A 16,866-nucleotide genomic window follows, 5' to 3' on the forward strand; every position below is an offset into this window, starting at 1 on the left:
AGTTTTGGCTAAAAAGATCGAAACTAAAACGCTAGATTTAAGGGGTGAATCAGTTGACAGGTCAACTAGTTCAGTATGGACGACACCGCCAACGAAGAAGCTATGCTCGTATTAAAGAGGTACTAGAGTTACCGAATTTAATTGAGATCCAAACAGCTTCTTATCAATGGTTTCTTGATGAGGGACTAAGAGAAATGTTTCAAGACATCTCTCCGATTCAAGATTTTACAGGAAACTTAATTTTGGAGTTTATTGATTACAGTTTAGGTGAGCCTAAATACTCTGTGGAAGAGTCGAAAGAACGAGATGTTACTTATGCAGCACCACTACGTGTGAAAGTACGTCTAATTAATAAAGAAACAGGAGAAGTAAAAGAGCAAGAAGTCTTTATGGGTGATTTCCCGTTAATGACTGAAACAGGTACGTTCGTTATTAATGGTGCAGAACGTGTAATCGTTTCCCAGCTTGTTCGTTCTCCAAGTGTTTATTATAGTAAGAAAATCGATAAAAACGGAAAAAAAGGTTTTACAGCAACTGTGATTCCAAACCGTGGTGCATGGTTAGAACTTGAAACAGACGCTAAGGATGTCGTTTACGTTCGTATTGATCGTACTCGTAAAATTCCAGTAACAGTTCTATTACGTGCTTTAGGTTTTGGATCTGATCAAGAGATCATTGATCTACTAGGTGAAGATGAGTACTTAAGAAACTCATTAGATAAAGATAACACCGATAGTACGGAAAAGGCTCTATTAGAAATCTATGAGCGTCTTCGTCCAGGTGAGCCACCTACAGTAGAAAATGCAAAAAGTTTATTAGAATCACGCTTTTTTGATCCGAAACGTTACGATCTAGCTAATGTAGGTCGTTATAAAATTAATAAAAAGCTACACATTAAAAACCGTCTCTTTAACCAACGCTTAGCTGAAACGTTAATTGATCCTGAAACAGGAGAAGTTTTAGCTGAGGAAGGCGTAATTATTGATCGTCGTCTACTTGACCGCCTAATTCCTTACTTAGAAAATAATGTAGGGTTTAGAAACGTTTCATTACGTGGTGGTGTGATTGACGAGGTAGAAGTACCTTTACAATCTATTAAGGTATTTGCGCCAAACAACCAAGAAGAGAATATGCCAATTAACGTTATTGGTAATGGTAATGTAGAGCAAACCATAAAAAATATTACACCTGCTGACATTATTGCTTCTATTAATTACTTCTTTAACCTATTACATGGTATTGGTGATACAGATGATATTGACCATTTAGGAAACCGCCGTTTACGTTCAGTTGGTGAGCTATTACAAAACCAATTTAGAATCGGACTTTCAAGAATGGAACGTGTTGTTCGTGAACGTATGTCAATTCAAGATGCGAACATGATTACACCACAAGCGCTTATTAATATCCGTCCTGTTATTGCATCAATTAAAGAGTTCTTTGGAAGCTCTCAGTTATCACAATTTATGGATCAAACAAATCCATTAGCAGAGTTAACACATAAACGTCGTCTATCAGCATTAGGTCCGGGTGGTTTGACGCGTGAGCGTGCAGGGTTTGAAGTACGTGACGTTCACTACTCTCACTACGGGCGTATGTGTCCGATTGAAACGCCAGAGGGGCCAAACATCGGATTAATTAACTCACTTTCTTCTTACGCAAAAGTAAATCAATTTGGTTTCATGGAGACACCATATCGTCGTGTTGACCCAGAAACAGGTAAAGTTACTAGAAAAATTGACTACTTAACAGCCGATGAAGAGGATAACTATGTAGTTGCACAGGCAAATGCCCTATTAGACGAAGATGGTTCATTTATTGATGAAAATATCATCGCTCGTTTCCGTGGGGAGAACACCATCGTTAAACGCGAACGTGTAGACTACATGGATGTATCACCTAAACAGGTAGTATCTGCGGCGACTGCGTGTATCCCGTTCTTAGAAAACGATGACTCTAACCGTGCGTTAATGGGAGCGAACATGCAACGTCAGGCAGTGCCTTTACTACAGCCACAGTCTCCATTAGTTGGAACTGGTATGGAACACATGTCTGCAAGAGACTCAGGTGCTGCGGTTGTTGCTAAGTATAGAGGAATTGTTGAGCGTGTTACTGCAAAAGAAATCCAAGTTCGTCGTCTTTTAGATGTTGAAGGAAATGAAGTAAGAGGCGATTTGGATCGCTATAATTTATTGAAATTTGTTCGTTCTAACCAAGGAACTTGTTATAACCAACGCCCAATTGTAAAAGAAGGCGATGTTGTTACAAAAGGTGAAATCCTTGCGGACGGTCCATCAATGGAGCAAGGAGAACTTGCTTTAGGTCGTAACGTTATGGTAGGGTTCATGACTTGGGAAGGGTTTAACTACGAGGATGCGATCATTCTTAGTGAGCGTCTTGTAAAAGATGATGTATATACTTCTATTCATATTGAAGAGTACGAGTCTGAAGCTCGTGATACAAAGTTAGGACCTGAAGAAATTACGAGAGATATTCCAAACGTTGGTGAGGATGCGTTACGTAACCTTGATGAGCGAGGGATTATCCGTGTTGGTGCAGAAGTAAAAGATGGAGATATTCTTGTTGGAAAAGTAACTCCTAAAGGAGTAACTGAACTTACGGCTGAAGAACGACTTTTACATGCAATCTTCGGAGAAAAAGCACGTGAAGTACGTGATACGTCACTTAGAGCTCCGCATGGTGGAGATGGAATTATCCTTGACGTAAAAGTGTTTAATCGTGAAGACGGAGATGAACTTCCGCCGGGAGTAAATCAACTCGTTCGCGTATATATCGTTCAGAAGCGTAAAATTCATGAAGGCGATAAAATGGCTGGACGTCATGGAAACAAAGGTGTTATCTCAAGAATTATGCCAGAAGAAGATATGCCATACTTACCTGACGGAACGCCTATCGACATCATGCTTAACCCTCTAGGGGTACCATCGCGAATGAACATCGGACAAGTGCTTGAGCTACATTTAGGAATGGCTGCTAGAAAGCTAGGCATTCATGTAGCATCTCCGGTATTTGACGGTGCTCGTGAGGAAGACGTGTGGGGTACACTTGCAGAAGCAGGTATGGCTAGAGACGGAAAAACAGTTCTTTATGATGGAAGAACAGGTGAGCCATTTGATAATCGTATTTCAGTAGGGATTATGTATATGATCAAACTTGCTCACATGGTTGATGATAAACTTCATGCTAGATCTACTGGACCATACTCACTTGTTACCCAGCAGCCACTTGGTGGTAAAGCGCAGTTCGGAGGACAGCGCTTTGGAGAGATGGAAGTATGGGCACTTGAAGCTTATGGAGCAGCTTACACTCTACAAGAAATTCTTACAGTTAAGTCAGATGACGTTATCGGTCGTGTGAAAACGTATGAAGCAATTGTAAAAGGTGAGAATGTTCCAGAACCTGGTGTACCTGAGTCATTTAAAGTATTAATTAAAGAACTTCAAAGTTTAGGTATGGATGTTAAGATGTTATCTAGCACCGAAGAAGAAATCGAAATGCGTGAGCTTGATGATGATGAAGAAGAGCAAAACAATGATAAGCTTAACTTAAATCTTGAAACTACTGAAATAAACGGATAAATCGAAGAACCTGAAAGCCGAAAGGGAGGTTGACCCCTTGATAGATGTAAACAATTTTGAGTACATGAAGATTGGTCTTGCTTCACCGAACAAAATTCGTTCTTGGTCTCGTGGTGAGGTCAAGAAGCCAGAAACAATCAACTATCGTACGTTAAAGCCAGAAAAAGACGGTCTTTTTTGTGAGAGAATTTTCGGACCAACAAAAGACTGGGAATGTCATTGTGGTAAATATAAACGCGTTCGTTACAAAGGTGTCGTTTGTGACCGTTGTGGTGTTGAAGTAACTAGAGCTAAGGTTCGTCGTGAGCGAATGGGGCATATTGAGTTAGCTGCCCCTGTCTCTCACATATGGTACTTCAAAGGTATCCCTAGCCGTATGGGGCTTGTCCTAGATATGTCTCCTCGTTCGCTAGAAGAAGTTATTTACTTTGCTTCTTATGTCGTAACGGATGCTGGAGATACACCTCTTGATACAAAACAACTGCTTTCTGAAAAAGAATATCGTACGTATCGTGAAAAGTACGGAAAAGGCTTCACTGCTCAAATGGGTGCAGAGGCAATTAGAAAACTTTTATCAGACATCGACCTTGAAAAAGAAGTTGATTTATTAAAAGAGGAATTAGTTACAGCCCAAGGCCAACGTCGCACAAGAGCAATTAAGCGTCTTGAAGTATTAGAGGCATTTAGAAATTCAGGGAATGATCCTTCATGGATGATCCTAGACGTACTGCCGGTTATTCCGCCTGAACTACGTCCGATGGTTCAATTAGATGGTGGACGCTTTGCTACATCTGACTTAAATGATTTATATCGTCGTGTTATTAACAGAAATAACCGTTTAAAGCGCCTTTTAGATTTAGGTGCTCCAAATATTATCGTTCAAAATGAAAAGCGTATGCTACAAGAAGCTGTAGATGCTTTAATTGATAATGGTCGTCGCGGGCGTCCTGTTACAGGACCTGGTAACAGACCGTTAAAATCTTTATCACATATGCTTAAAGGGAAACAAGGTCGTTTCCGTCAAAACTTACTAGGGAAGCGTGTTGACTATTCAGGACGTTCCGTTATCGTAGTAGGTCCACATCTACAAATGTATCAATGTGGATTACCGAAAGAAATGGCTCTAGAACTTTTCAAACCATTCGTTATGAAAGAACTAGTTGCTAAAGGTATTGCACACAACATTAAGAGTGCAAAGCGAAAAGTTGAGAGAGTGCAACCAGAGGTTTGGGATGTATTAGAAGAAGTAATTAGAGAGCATCCGGTTCTATTAAACCGTGCCCCTACGCTTCACCGTCTTGGAATCCAGGCGTTTGAACCAACTCTAGTTGAAGGAAGAGCGATTAAACTTCACCCACTCGTATGTACAGCTTACAACGCTGACTTTGATGGTGACCAAATGGCTGTTCACGTTCCGCTTTCTGCCGAAGCACAAGCAGAAGCTAGAATTTTAATGCTAGCAGCACAAAACATTCTTAACCCGAAAGATGGAAAACCAGTAGTTACACCGTCTCAGGATATGGTATTAGGAAACTATTACTTAACGTTAGAACGTAAAGATGCTGTTGGTGAAGGTGCTATCTTTAAAGATACAAATGAAGCATTAATTGCTTATCAAAATGGCTATGTTCACTTGCACAGCCGAGTAGCAATTCCGGTCGCTTCTTTAAAGAAAACAACTTTTACTGAAGACCAACAAAATCAATTGTTGTTAACGTCAGTTGGAAAATTAATTTTCAATGAAATTTTACCGGAAACATTCCCTTATATAAATGAGCCTTCAATGACAAATCTTCAGGAAGCTACGCCTGAGAGGTACATTGTGCCGCTTAATTCTAATGTAAAGGAAATCTTCCAAGAAAGAGACGTTGTTACTCCTTTCAAGAAAGGTTTCTTAGGAAATGTTATTGCTGAGGTATTTAAGATCTTTAAGATTTCTGAAACATCAAAAATGCTAGATAGAATGAAGGCATTAGGATTTAAATACTCTACAAAAGCAGGTATCACGGTTGGTGTTGCTGACATTGTTGTATTACCTGAAAAGAAAGAAATTTTAGCAGATGCAGAATTAAAAGTAGATAGAGTTGTAAAACAATTCCGTCGTGGTTTAATTACAGAGGAAGAACGTTATGATCGTGTTATTTCTATCTGGAGTGCTGCTAAAGACGTTATTCAAGAAAAATTAATGGGTACACTTGATAAGTTAAACCCAATCTTTATGATGAGTGACTCTGGTGCCCGTGGTAATGCATCGAACTTTACGCAGCTTGCTGGTATGCGTGGACTAATGGCAAACCCATCTGGTCGTATCATTGAGTTACCGATCAAGTCAAGTTTCCGTGAGGGATTAACAGTACTAGAGTACTTTATCTCTACACATGGTGCGCGTAAAGGTCTTGCCGATACAGCATTAAAAACTGCTGACTCAGGTTACTTAACTCGCCGTCTCGTTGACGTAGCACAGGATGTTATTGTCCGTGATGATGATTGTGGAACTGATAGAGGATTAGATATTGCAGCAATTAAAGATGGCACAGAGATTATTGAAAGTCTATATGATCGCTTAGTTGGGCGTTTTATCTTTAAAACTGTGTATCACCCAGAAACAAAAGAAGTTATTATCGGAAAGAACCAGTTGATTACAGAAGATATAGCTAAAGAAATTGAAGATGCAGGTATCGTAGGCGTTACGATCCGTTCTGCATTTACATGTGATACTAGACATGGAGTATGTAAAAAATGTTATGGTCGCAACTTAGCTACAGGATCTGATGTTGAAGTTGGTGAGGCAGTTGGTATTATCGCCGCTCAATCGATTGGTGAGCCAGGAACACAGCTTACAATGCGTACGTTCCATACAGGTGGGGTTGCCGGAGATGATATCACTCAAGGTTTACCGCGTATCCAGGAGCTTTTCGAAGCGCGTAATCCGAAAGGTCAAGCAGTTATTTCTGAAATCGATGGTAAGGTTATCGATGTTTCTGATGTACAGGATAAGCGTGAAGTAACTGTACAAGGTGAAATCCAGACAAGAAATTATCCAATTCCATACGGGGCTAGAATTAAAGTTACCGTTGGTCAGGAAGTAAGTGCTGGTGAAGTTCTAACTGAAGGTTCAATTGACCCTAAAGAACTGTTAAAAGTCTCTGGTATTAATGGTGTTCAAGAATACTTGCTACGCGAAGTTCAAAAAGTTTATCGTATGCAAGGGGTAGAAATTGGTGACAAGCACGTTGAGGTAATGGTGCGTCAGATGCTAAGAAAAGTTAGAGTATTAGACGCTGGAGATACTGAAGTGTTGCCAGGATCGTTAATTGAAATACCACAATTCATTGATGCGAATAAGAAAGTATTACTTACCGGCGGTCAACCTGCAACAGGTCGTCCAGTATTACTAGGTATTACGAAAGCATCTCTTGAAACAGACTCATTCTTATCGGCCGCTTCATTCCAAGAAACAACACGTGTTCTTACGGATGCAGCAATTAAAGGTAAGCGAGATGAGCTTCTTGGTCTGAAAGAGAATGTAATTATCGGTAAGCTAGTTCCAGCTGGTACTGGTATGACAAGATACCGTAATATTGATCTAAAGCTTGAAGGCCAAGAGGAAAAAGAAGTAGAAGCACTTGAGAATGAAAAAGAAATTGTACTTCATGACTAAATAGTGTTGACACTGATGCATAAAGGATGGTATTATATCTGAGTGCGTTAAAGAACCTGATACTTTGGAGGATAAAATAATGTCTTATGAAAAAGTAGCACAGGCTAAGGAAAAAGTAATTGGCACGAAACAAACACTTAAAGCTTTAGAGGATGGGATTGTTACAGAGCTATATATTGCAAGTGACGCCGACTACAAAGTAGTTCATAAAGTCCTGGCATTAGCCGAGAAAAAAGACGTCCCTACCATAAAAGTTCAATCCATGAAAAAGCTTGGAAAAGCTTGTGGAATTGATGTTTCAGCAGCCACTGTAGCGATTATAAAGTAAATACGTTTTTGCTAGGGGTTTAACCCTTGGCAAAAACGTTACTTTTGGAGAAAAATGAACCACCTGGCTCAGTGGTCTTTAAAATAGTTTTAGGAAGGAGGAAATCAAATGCCTACAATTAACCAATTGGTACGTAAAGGTCGTACAGATAAAGTTAAAAAGTCTGACTCACCTGCGTTAAACAAAGGTTACAATAGCTTCAAGAAGTCACAAACTAACCAATCTTCACCGCAAAAACGTGGTGTATGTACTCGTGTTGGTACTATGACTCCGAAAAAACCGAACTCAGCATTACGTAAGTATGCTCGTGTACGTTTAACAAACGGAATTGAGGTTACTGCATACATCCCAGGTATTGGTCACAACCTACAAGAGCACAGCGTAGTACTTATTCGCGGTGGTCGTGTAAAAGACTTACCAGGGGTTCGTTACCACATCGTACGTGGAGCTCTAGATACAGCTGGAGTACAGAACCGTATGCAAGGTCGTTCTAAGTATGGAACAAAGAGACCAAAAGCTGGTAAAACAGCTGCGAAAAAATAAATTAAATTAAAATAGATGTTTTAAGATTGAAAGGAGGGGAAATAATGCCTCGTAAAGGACCTGTAGCTCGTAGAGATGTATTACCTGATCCGCTTTATAATTCAAAGTTAGTAACTCGTCTTATCAACCGTATCATGGTTGACGGTAAAAGAGGAGTAGCGCAAACTATTTTATATAGAGCGTTTGACCTAGTTCAAGAACGTACTGGAAATGATCCAATGGAAGTTTTTGAACAAGCTATTAAAAACATCATGCCAGTTCTTGAAGTTAAAGCTCGCCGTGTTGGTGGTGCTAACTATCAAGTGCCGATCGAAGTTAAACCTGAGCGTCGTACGACGTTAGGACTTCGTTGGTTAGTTAACTACTCTCGTCTTCGTGGAGAAAAAACGATGGAAGAGCGTTTAGCTAACGAAATCATGGATGCTGCTAACAACACTGGAGCATCTGTTAAGAAGCGTGAAGACACGCACAAAATGGCAGAAGCGAACAAAGCATTCGCTCACTACCGTTGGTAGAATTAAAAGCAATTTTTATATATTTATAGCTAGAAAAGTCGGACGGACGTTCAACCCTAAGTTGAACGTCTATCGTCAGGCTTGTTAAGCTATATACAACCCAAATTTTTTCAACATTAGGAAGGAGAAAGAAACCTATGGCAAGAGAGTTCTCCTTAGAAAAGACACGTAATATCGGTATCATGGCTCACATCGATGCTGGTAAAACAACATGTACTGAACGTATTCTTTTCTATACAGGCCGTATCCATAAAATTGGTGAAACTCATGAAGGAGCTTCACAAATGGACTGGATGGAGCAAGAGCAAGAGCGTGGTATTACAATCACATCTGCTGCTACAACTGCTCAGTGGAAAGGTCACCGTATCAACATCATCGATACACCAGGACACGTAGACTTCACAGTTGAAGTTGAACGTTCTTTACGTGTACTTGATGGCGCTGTTGCGGTACTAGATGCACAATCAGGAGTAGAACCACAAACAGAAACAGTTTGGCGTCAAGCAACTACATATGGTGTACCTCGTGTAGTTTTCGTAAATAAAATGGATAAGATCGGTGCTGATTTCCTATACTCAGTAGGAACATTACATGATCGTCTTGGTGCTAATGCACACCCAATCCAATTACCAATCGGTGCTGAAGATCAATTCACTGGAATTATCGACCTTGTAGAAAACGTTGCATACTTCTACGAAGATGATCTAGGAACACGTACAGACGCTAAAGAAATTCCTGAAGAATATAAGGAATTAGCTGAAGAGTGGCGTACAAAGTTAATTGAAGGTGCTGCAGAATTAGAAGAAGAATTAATGATGAAGTACTTAGATGGTGAAGAAATCACGAAAGAAGAGCTTAAAGCGGCTATCCGTAAAGGCACAACTAACGTTGAATTCTATCCAGTAGTTTGTGGATCTGCATTTAAGAACAAAGGTGTTCAGTTATTACTAGACGCTGTTCTTGAATACTTACCTGCTCCAACAGACGTTCCATCAATCAAAGGTATTTTACCTGATTCTGAAGAAGAAGTAACTCGTGAGTCAAGTGACGATGCACCATTCTCTGCACTTGCATTCAAAGTTATGACTGACCCTTATGTTGGGAAACTTACATTCTTCCGTGTTTACTCTGGTACAGTTAACTCAGGTTCTTATGTACTTAACTCTACTAAAGGTAAGCGTGAAAGAATTGGACGTATCCTACAAATGCATGCAAACTCACGTGAGGAAATCTCAATGGTTTACGCAGGTGACATCGCAGCAGCAGTAGGTCTTAAAGATACAACTACTGGTGACACATTATGTGACGAGAAAAACGCTGTTATCTTAGAATCAATGCAATTCCCAGAGCCAGTTATCTCATTATCTGTTGAGCCTAAATCTAAGGCTGACCAAGATAAAATGGGTATGGCACTGTCGAAGCTTGCTGAAGAAGATCCAACGTTCAAAACTCACACTGATGAAGAAACTGGTCAAACGATCATCGCTGGTATGGGTGAGCTTCACTTAGATATCATCGTTGACCGTATGCGTCGTGAATTTAAAGTTGAAGCTAACGTAGGTGCTCCACAGGTAGCTTACCGTGAAACAATCCGTAAATCGGCTAAAGTTGAAGGTAAGTTCGTACGTCAGTCTGGTGGTCGTGGACAATACGGTCACGTTTGGATTGAATTCTCACCACTTGAAGAAGGAGAAGGCTTTGTCTTCGAAAACAAGATCGTTGGTGGGGTTGTACCTCGTGAATACGTACCTGCTGTTGAAGCTGGTATTAAAGAATCTATGCAAAACGGTATGCTTGCAGGTTACCCATTATTAGACCTTAAAGCTACTATCTTTGATGGATCTTACCATGACGTTGACTCTAACGAAATGGCGTTCAAAATTGCTGGATCTATGGCACTTAAGAACGCAAAAGCTCATTGTAATCCAGCTATCCTTGAGCCAATGATGAGAGTTGAAGTTGTTGTTCCTGAAGAGTACATGGGAGACATCATGGGAGATGTAACAAGCCGTCGTGGACGTGTAGAAGGTATGGAAGCACGTGGAAATGCGCAAGTAGTTCGTGCAATGGTTCCACTTTCTGAAATGTTCGGTTACGCAACATCTTTACGCTCTCGTACACAAGGACGCGGAACATACTCAATGCACTTCGATCATTATGAAGAAGTACCGAAGAGTATCTCTGAAGAAATCATTAAGAAGCAAACAGGACAATAATTTTCCAAGATTATTGTATCTGAGTTTAAAATGTTGTAATCTAAGAAAGGTGGTTTAAGGATCGCCTTTCCTAAAAAAATTATAAATTAATTTCCAATTATTTAAGGAGGCTTTTCAAAATGGGTAAAGAAAAATTTGACCGTTCGAAAACGCATGCTAACGTTGGTACAATCGGACACGTTGACCATGGTAAAACTACATTAACTGCTGCAATCTCTACAGTACTTCACAAGAAGTCTGGTAAAGGTACAGCTATGGCTTATGATCAAATCGATGGTGCTCCAGAAGAGCGTGAGCGTGGTATCACAATCTCAACTGCACACGTTGAGTACGAAACTGATGCTCGTCACTATGCACACGTTGACTGCCCAGGACATGCTGACTATGTTAAAAACATGATCACTGGTGCTGCTCAAATGGACGGCGGAATTTTAGTAGTATCTGCTGCTGACGGCCCAATGCCACAAACTCGTGAACACATTCTTTTATCTCGTCAAGTAGGTGTACCATACCTTGTTGTATTCATGAACAAGTGTGACATGGTAGACGACGAAGAATTATTAGAATTAGTTGAAATGGAAATCCGTGATCTTCTTAGTGAATACGACTTCCCAGGAGACGACATTCCTGTAATCAAAGGTTCTGCTCTTAAAGCTCTTGAAGGAGACGCTGAGTGGGAAGCTAAAATCTTCGAACTTATGGATGCTGTAGATTCTTATATTCCAACACCACCTCGTCAAACTGACAAGCCTTTCATGATGCCAGTTGAGGATGTATTCTCAATTACTGGACGTGGAACAGTTGCTACTGGACGCGTTGAGCGTGGAGTAGTTAAAGTTGGGGATGTAGTAGAAATCCTTGGTTTAACTGAAGAGCCAAAATCAACAACTGTAACTGGTGTTGAAATGTTCCGTAAGCTTCTTGACTATGCTGAAGCTGGAGACAACATTGGTGCTTTACTTCGTGGTGTATCTCGTGATGACATCCAACGTGGACAAATCCTTGCTAAGCCAGGAACTGTAAAAGCTCACACTAAGTTCAAATCAGAAGTTTACGTTCTTTCAAAAGAAGAGGGTGGACGTCACACTCCATTCTTCTCTAACTACCGTCCACAGTTCTACTTCCGTACAACTGACGTAACTGGAATCATCCAACTTCCAGAAGGCGTTGAGATGGTAATGCCTGGTGACAACATCGAAATGACTGTTGAACTAATCGCTCCAATCGGTATCGAAGAAGGAACTAAGTTCTCTATTCGTGAAGGTGGCCGTACTGTAGGCGCTGGAGTAGTAGCAACAATCATGGAGTAATCTCCATAAATATAAGGTAGCTCCTACGGGGGCTACCTTTTTAATTAGGATTAATTGGATTGAGTTTTGAGTAGTTGGGGCTAGAGTTTAAAGTATTTTTAAGATGAATATGTGCGAACCGACGACAGATCTGTAAGCAACTGTAAAAAGCGTAATCGATTCGAGTTGAACCGATGAAGGATCTGTAAGCAACTGTAAAAAGCGTGATCGATTCGAGTTGAACCGATGAAGGATCTGTAAGCAACTGTAAAAAGCGTAATCGATTCGAGTTGAACCGATGAAGGATCTGTAAGCAACTGTAAAAAGCGTAATCGATTCGAGTTGAACCGATGAAGGATCTGTAAGCAACTGTAAAAAGCGTGATCGATTCGAGTTGAACCGATGAAGGATCTGTAAGCAACTGTAAAAAGCGTAATCGATTCGAGTTGAACCGACGAAGGATCTGTAAGTAACTGTAAAATTCGTTATCGTTTCGGCCTAAATCGACGACAAATCTGTTAGTAATTGTAAAACCCTTAATCGATTCGGTGCTATCCGCCAACACAACTGTAAAAATAGCACATTATTCTATAAATTAGCTAGATTTTTTTAATGTAATGCAAAGCTTTACCCGCTCCTACCACTTTAAAATTATCCATGAGAATTCTTTGTATAATATACTTAGAACTTACTATCCTGCACCAGTCCCAAACAATATTCTTAGTAATTCTTACATCCGGAAACAAAAGAGCAAATTCTCCCACACTCCTCAACACACCACTTTCAACAGTCTCCTTAAAACCACACTTACCACAACTAAGCAAGTGAGCCTCCTTCATCCCACTGTAAAAAGAACCACAAGTTGGACATACGATCCCTTTCTTAATATCATCATACTGGTATTTAGGGACAAGGCTATATGGATTTTTACTGATATGCAAATCTAATAGTTTTTCAGCTAACTTGAAATGATTATTATTAAGCTTTAGTGAGGAGTTAAGTTTGAAATCATAGATATGTCGATTGATTTGTGTAGGGTAAATAATGGGTTGATGGATAGGGGAATTATATAAATGAAATTCAGGGTTAACAAAAATGAGGTGACTATCGATGGTGCAATTAAAACCAATTTGCTTTAGTAAGCGTCGTAAGGAGGAATCGCTTCGCTTTAATTGAAGCAGCGGGTCTTTAATTTCAGTCTTACCAAGAGTAAACCACCTGTCACTCTCAAAATAATAATCTCCTTCAAAGTTTTTAACTTCATATATATATACTTTCTCAGGAGCTATCAAGACTTTATCAAGTTGAAATAAGGAATTATTAATTTCGAGTAAGAGGTCGTTAAGAATAAGACAATTACTCCTCTGGTGATCAATCATATGATCAAAAGCTAGTTCACCTTCGTAACCTTTCTCCAAGTTAAAATAATGTTGCTTATCTTTCTCTGAAAGCTCCATACGTAAATACAGCTGGCGAAACAAAAGTAACTCTTCACTTTCACAACGTTCTTTAATAACCATATACCACAACCTCTCTATTTAATATCCTAATTTTACAACTAGCTAAACATATAAACAATCTATATTATATAGAAGGAAACAGAATTAACTTCCCGTTAAAGCTATTGGAAGAAATTATATTCTGCATACATGCATAAATTTTTCAGCCAAAGCTTGCAAATAGTTTAACATGTATATATAATAGTAAAAGTGCGACCGGTACTTAAAGAAAACACTTGCTTTCTTCTAGTATAATCTATATAATAGATAATGTTGGTCGTTGACAGCGATGATGCGGAAGGTTGCTGACACACCCGAGCCCGTTGCCATGGTGAAGGTGAGGAAATTTTCGCGGAGTATGTCTATTTATAAAATGGACGATAAAGGAGGTTATTACATGGCAAAGCAAAAAATTCGCATTCGTTTAAAGGCTTATGATCACAGAATTCTAGATCAATCTGCTGAAAAAATCGTAGAAACAGCTAAACGTTCAGGTGCTCAAGTTTCTGGACCGATCCCTCTTCCTACAGAGAAGTCAATCTACACGATTTTAAGAGCGGTTCATAAGTACAAAGATTCTCGTGAGCAGTTTGAAATGCGCACACATAAGCGTCTAATTGATATTGTGAACCCAACTCCACAAACTGTGGATGCTTTAATGCGTTTAGACTTACCGTCAGGCGTAGATATCGAAATCAAACTTTAATAGTTAGACCAAACAAACACTTAATGGCAAAACAATTATAAATTATATATATCAGGAGGTGTGACTCATGACCAAAGGAATCTTAGGGAAAAAATTAGGAATGACTCAAGTATTCACTGAAAAAGGTGACGTGGTGCCAGTAACTGTTATCGAAGCTACTCCAAACGTTGTCCTTCAAAAGAAATCAGTTGAATCAGACGGATACGTTGCGATCCAATTAGGATATGATGATGTGAAAGCATCGCGCGTAACGAAACCAGCAAAAGGTCATGCTGAAAAGGCCAATGCTAATCCTAAGCGCTACATGAAGGAAATTCGTGGCACTGACTTTGCTGCTTACGAAGTTGGTCAAGAAGTCAAAGTAGATACATTTAGTGAAGGTGACATCGTTGACGTAACAGGTGTTTCTAAAGGAAAAGGTTTCCAAGGATCTATCAAACGTCATAACCAATCACGTGGACCAATGGCTCACGGATCGCGTTATCACCGTCGTCCTGGTTCGATGGGACCAGTTGCTCCAAACCGCGTATTCAAAGGTAAATTATTACCTGGACGTATGGGTGGCGAACAAATCACTGTACAAAATTTAGAGATCGTTAAGGTAGATACAGAGCGTAACTTACTTTTAGTTAAAGGTAATGTTCCTGGAGCTAGAAAAGGCTATGTAACTATCAAGAGCGCTGTTAAAGCGAACTAATCGACAGAAAGAAAGGAGGATACCTCATGCCGAAAGTTGCATTATTTAATCAAAACGGAACACAAGTTGGTGATATCGAATTATCAGAAGCTGTGTTCGGTATTGAGCCAAATCAAAATGTATTACACGATGCTGTTGTGATGCAGCAAGCTTCATTACGTCAAGGAACACATGATGTGAAAGGACGTTCAGAAGTACGTGGTGGCGGACGTAAACCGTGGCGTCAAAAAGGAACTGGTCGCGCAAGACAAGGTTCTATCAGATCACCTCAATGGGTTGGTGGTGGAGTTGTATTCGGACCAACACCTCGTAGCTATAGCTACAAATTACCTAAAAAAGTACGTCGTTTAGCGATTAAATCAGCTTTAGCTTCAAAGGTACAGGCTGCAGAAATCGTAGTACTTGAAGGTTTAACATTAGAAACACCGAAAACAAAAGATATGGTGGCAATCTTAAATAATTTATCAGTTGATCGTAAAGCGTTAGTAGTTACTGGTGACTACAATGATAACGTTGCGTTATCAGCTCGTAATATCCCTGGAGTTACATTTGTAACTGCTGAAGGTATCAACGTGCTTGACGTATTAAAACACGACAAACTAGTTATTACTAAAGATGCTGTTCAAAAGGTAGAGGAGGTGCTAGCGTAATGGAAAACGCTCGTGATATCATTAAGCGCCCCGTAATTACAGAACGTTCAACTGACCTTATGTCAGAAAAGAAATATACTTTTGAAGTAGATGTTCGTGCTAACAAAACTCAAGTCAAAGATGCGATCGAGGAAATCTTTGGAGTGAAAGTAGCTAACGTAAACACGATGAATTACAAAGGGAAGTTCAAGAGATTTGGACGTCACTCAGGTTACACGCCTCGTCGTAAAAAAGCTATCGTTACGTTAACTGCTGAGAGTAAAGAATTAGAATTCTTTGAAGGTGTTTAAGTTTTAAGTGAAGGAGGGAAATAACAATGCCGATTAAAAAGTATAAACCGACCAGTGCCGGTCGTCGTGGTATGACTGGATTAGACTTCCAAGAGATCACAACTGACAAGCCGGAAAAATCATTACTAGCGCCGCTTCATAGAAAAGGCGGACGTAATAACCAAGGTAAATTGACTGTACGTCATCAAGGTGGCGGACACAAACGTCAATACCGTGTAATTGACTTTAAACGTAATAAAGATGGAATTCCAGGACGCGTTGCTACGATCGAATACGATCCAAACCGTACTGCTAACATCGCTCTAATCAACTATGTTGATGGTGAGAAGCGTTACATCTTAGCGCCAAAAGGACTTAAAGTTGGTATGGAAGTTATGAGTGGTTCAACTGCTGATATTAAAGTAGGTAACTCACTACCATTAATCAACATTCCAGTTGGTACTGTTATTCATAACATTGAGTTAAAGCCAGGTAAAGGTGGGCAATTAGTTCGTTCTGCTGGTACTGAAGCTCAATTACTAGGTAAAGAGGGAGACTACGTATTAGTTCGCTTAAACTCTGGTGAAACACGTATGATCTTATCTAACTGCCGTGCTACTGTAGGGCAAGTTGGTAACTTAGAGCATGAACTTGTAAACATTGGTAAAGCAGGTCGTTCTCGTTGGTTAGGTATTAGACCTACTGTTCGTGGATCTGTAATGAACCCTAACGATCACCCACACGGTGGTGGTGAAGGTCGTTCGCCTATCGGACGTAAATCACCAATGTCTCCATGGGGTAAACCAACTCTTGGATACAAAACTCGTAAGAAAAACAAACACTCTGACAAGTACATTGTACGTCGTCGTAAAAAATAACGGGATTGCACTACGG

Annotated in this window: 13 protein-coding genes; 12 read left to right on the forward strand and 1 reads right to left on the reverse strand. The window is 39.9% G+C overall.

Going from position 1 to position 16,866, the window contains the following annotated elements; translation table 11 throughout:
* Window positions 1-53: 53 nt before the first annotated feature.
* The 7 genes from rpoB (at window position 54) to tuf (ending at window position 12,172) form a co-directional block, all read left to right on the forward strand.
* The gene (rpoB, locus tag DS745_RS04470) at window positions 54-3,599 is read left to right on the forward strand and encodes a DNA-directed RNA polymerase subunit beta (protein WP_129077076.1); all 3,546 of its coding nucleotides are present in this window, start codon (window positions 54-56) and stop codon (window positions 3,597-3,599) included.
* A gap of 37 nt (window positions 3,600-3,636) precedes the next feature.
* Window positions 3,637-7,260 carry a DNA-directed RNA polymerase subunit beta' gene (gene rpoC, locus DS745_RS04475; RefSeq protein WP_129077078.1) on the forward strand — a complete coding sequence of 1,208 codons (3,624 nt, stop codon included), beginning with the start codon at window positions 3,637-3,639 and terminating at the stop codon, window positions 7,258-7,260.
* A 79-nt stretch (window positions 7,261-7,339) separates the two neighbouring features.
* A complete protein-coding gene (locus DS745_RS04480) occupies window positions 7,340-7,588 on the forward strand; it encodes a 50S ribosomal protein L7ae-like protein (RefSeq protein WP_129077079.1) in 249 nt (82 codons plus the stop codon).
* Window positions 7,589-7,696: 108 nt separating this feature from the next.
* Entirely contained in the window at window positions 7,697-8,131 is a 435-nt protein-coding gene (gene rpsL / locus DS745_RS04485; RefSeq protein ID WP_129077081.1) for a 30S ribosomal protein S12, read from the forward strand.
* A 44-nt stretch (window positions 8,132-8,175) separates the two neighbouring features.
* Complete coding sequence (gene rpsG, locus DS745_RS04490) at window positions 8,176-8,646, forward strand: 30S ribosomal protein S7 (protein ID WP_129077083.1); 471 nt, start codon at window positions 8,176-8,178, stop codon at window positions 8,644-8,646.
* A 137-nt stretch (window positions 8,647-8,783) separates the two neighbouring features.
* The gene (fusA, locus tag DS745_RS04495) at window positions 8,784-10,862 is read left to right on the forward strand and encodes an elongation factor G (protein WP_129077084.1); all 2,079 of its coding nucleotides are present in this window, start codon (window positions 8,784-8,786) and stop codon (window positions 10,860-10,862) included.
* A 119-nt stretch (window positions 10,863-10,981) separates the two neighbouring features.
* Entirely contained in the window at window positions 10,982-12,172 is a 1,191-nt protein-coding gene (tuf, locus tag DS745_RS04500; RefSeq protein WP_129077086.1) for an elongation factor Tu, read from the forward strand.
* Between the two features lie 578 nt (window positions 12,173-12,750).
* On the opposite strand, the gene DS745_RS04505 is transcribed toward tuf, so the two are convergent.
* A complete protein-coding gene (locus DS745_RS04505; protein WP_129077088.1) occupies window positions 12,751-13,671 on the reverse strand; it encodes a nuclease-related domain-containing protein in 921 nt (306 codons plus the stop codon).
* A 376-nt stretch (window positions 13,672-14,047) separates the two neighbouring features.
* On the opposite strand from DS745_RS04505, the gene rpsJ reads away from it, so the two are divergent.
* The 5 genes from rpsJ to rplB all read left to right on the forward strand — a co-directional run bounded on the left by rpsJ (window position 14,048) and on the right by rplB (window position 16,850).
* Window positions 14,048-14,356, forward strand: coding sequence for a 30S ribosomal protein S10 (gene rpsJ / locus DS745_RS04510; protein ID WP_071307865.1), 309 nt, complete (start codon window positions 14,048-14,050; stop codon window positions 14,354-14,356).
* Window positions 14,357-14,423: 67 nt separating this feature from the next.
* On the forward strand, window positions 14,424-15,053 hold the full coding sequence (gene rplC, locus DS745_RS04515) for a 50S ribosomal protein L3 (RefSeq protein ID WP_129077090.1): 630 nt from the start codon (window positions 14,424-14,426) through the stop codon (window positions 15,051-15,053).
* Between the two features lie 26 nt (window positions 15,054-15,079).
* Window positions 15,080-15,703 (forward strand): 50S ribosomal protein L4, encoded by a 624-nt coding sequence (gene rplD, locus DS745_RS04520; RefSeq protein WP_129077091.1) that lies wholly within the window; start codon window positions 15,080-15,082, stop codon window positions 15,701-15,703.
* The gene (gene rplW / locus DS745_RS04525) at window positions 15,703-15,993 is read left to right on the forward strand and encodes a 50S ribosomal protein L23 (RefSeq protein WP_071315273.1); all 291 of its coding nucleotides are present in this window, start codon (window positions 15,703-15,705) and stop codon (window positions 15,991-15,993) included. The genes rplD and rplW overlap by 1 nt, the downstream gene beginning before the upstream one ends.
* 26 nt (window positions 15,994-16,019) lie before the next feature.
* Window positions 16,020-16,850, forward strand: a complete 831-nt coding sequence (rplB, locus tag DS745_RS04530) for a 50S ribosomal protein L2 (RefSeq protein ID WP_129077093.1) — start codon at window positions 16,020-16,022, stop codon at window positions 16,848-16,850.
* Window positions 16,851-16,866 lie beyond the last annotated feature (16 nt).

This window comes from Anaerobacillus alkaliphilus, assembly GCF_004116265.1.
GTDB classification, from domain to species: domain Bacteria; phylum Bacillota; class Bacilli; order Bacillales; family Anaerobacillaceae; genus Anaerobacillus; species Anaerobacillus alkaliphilus.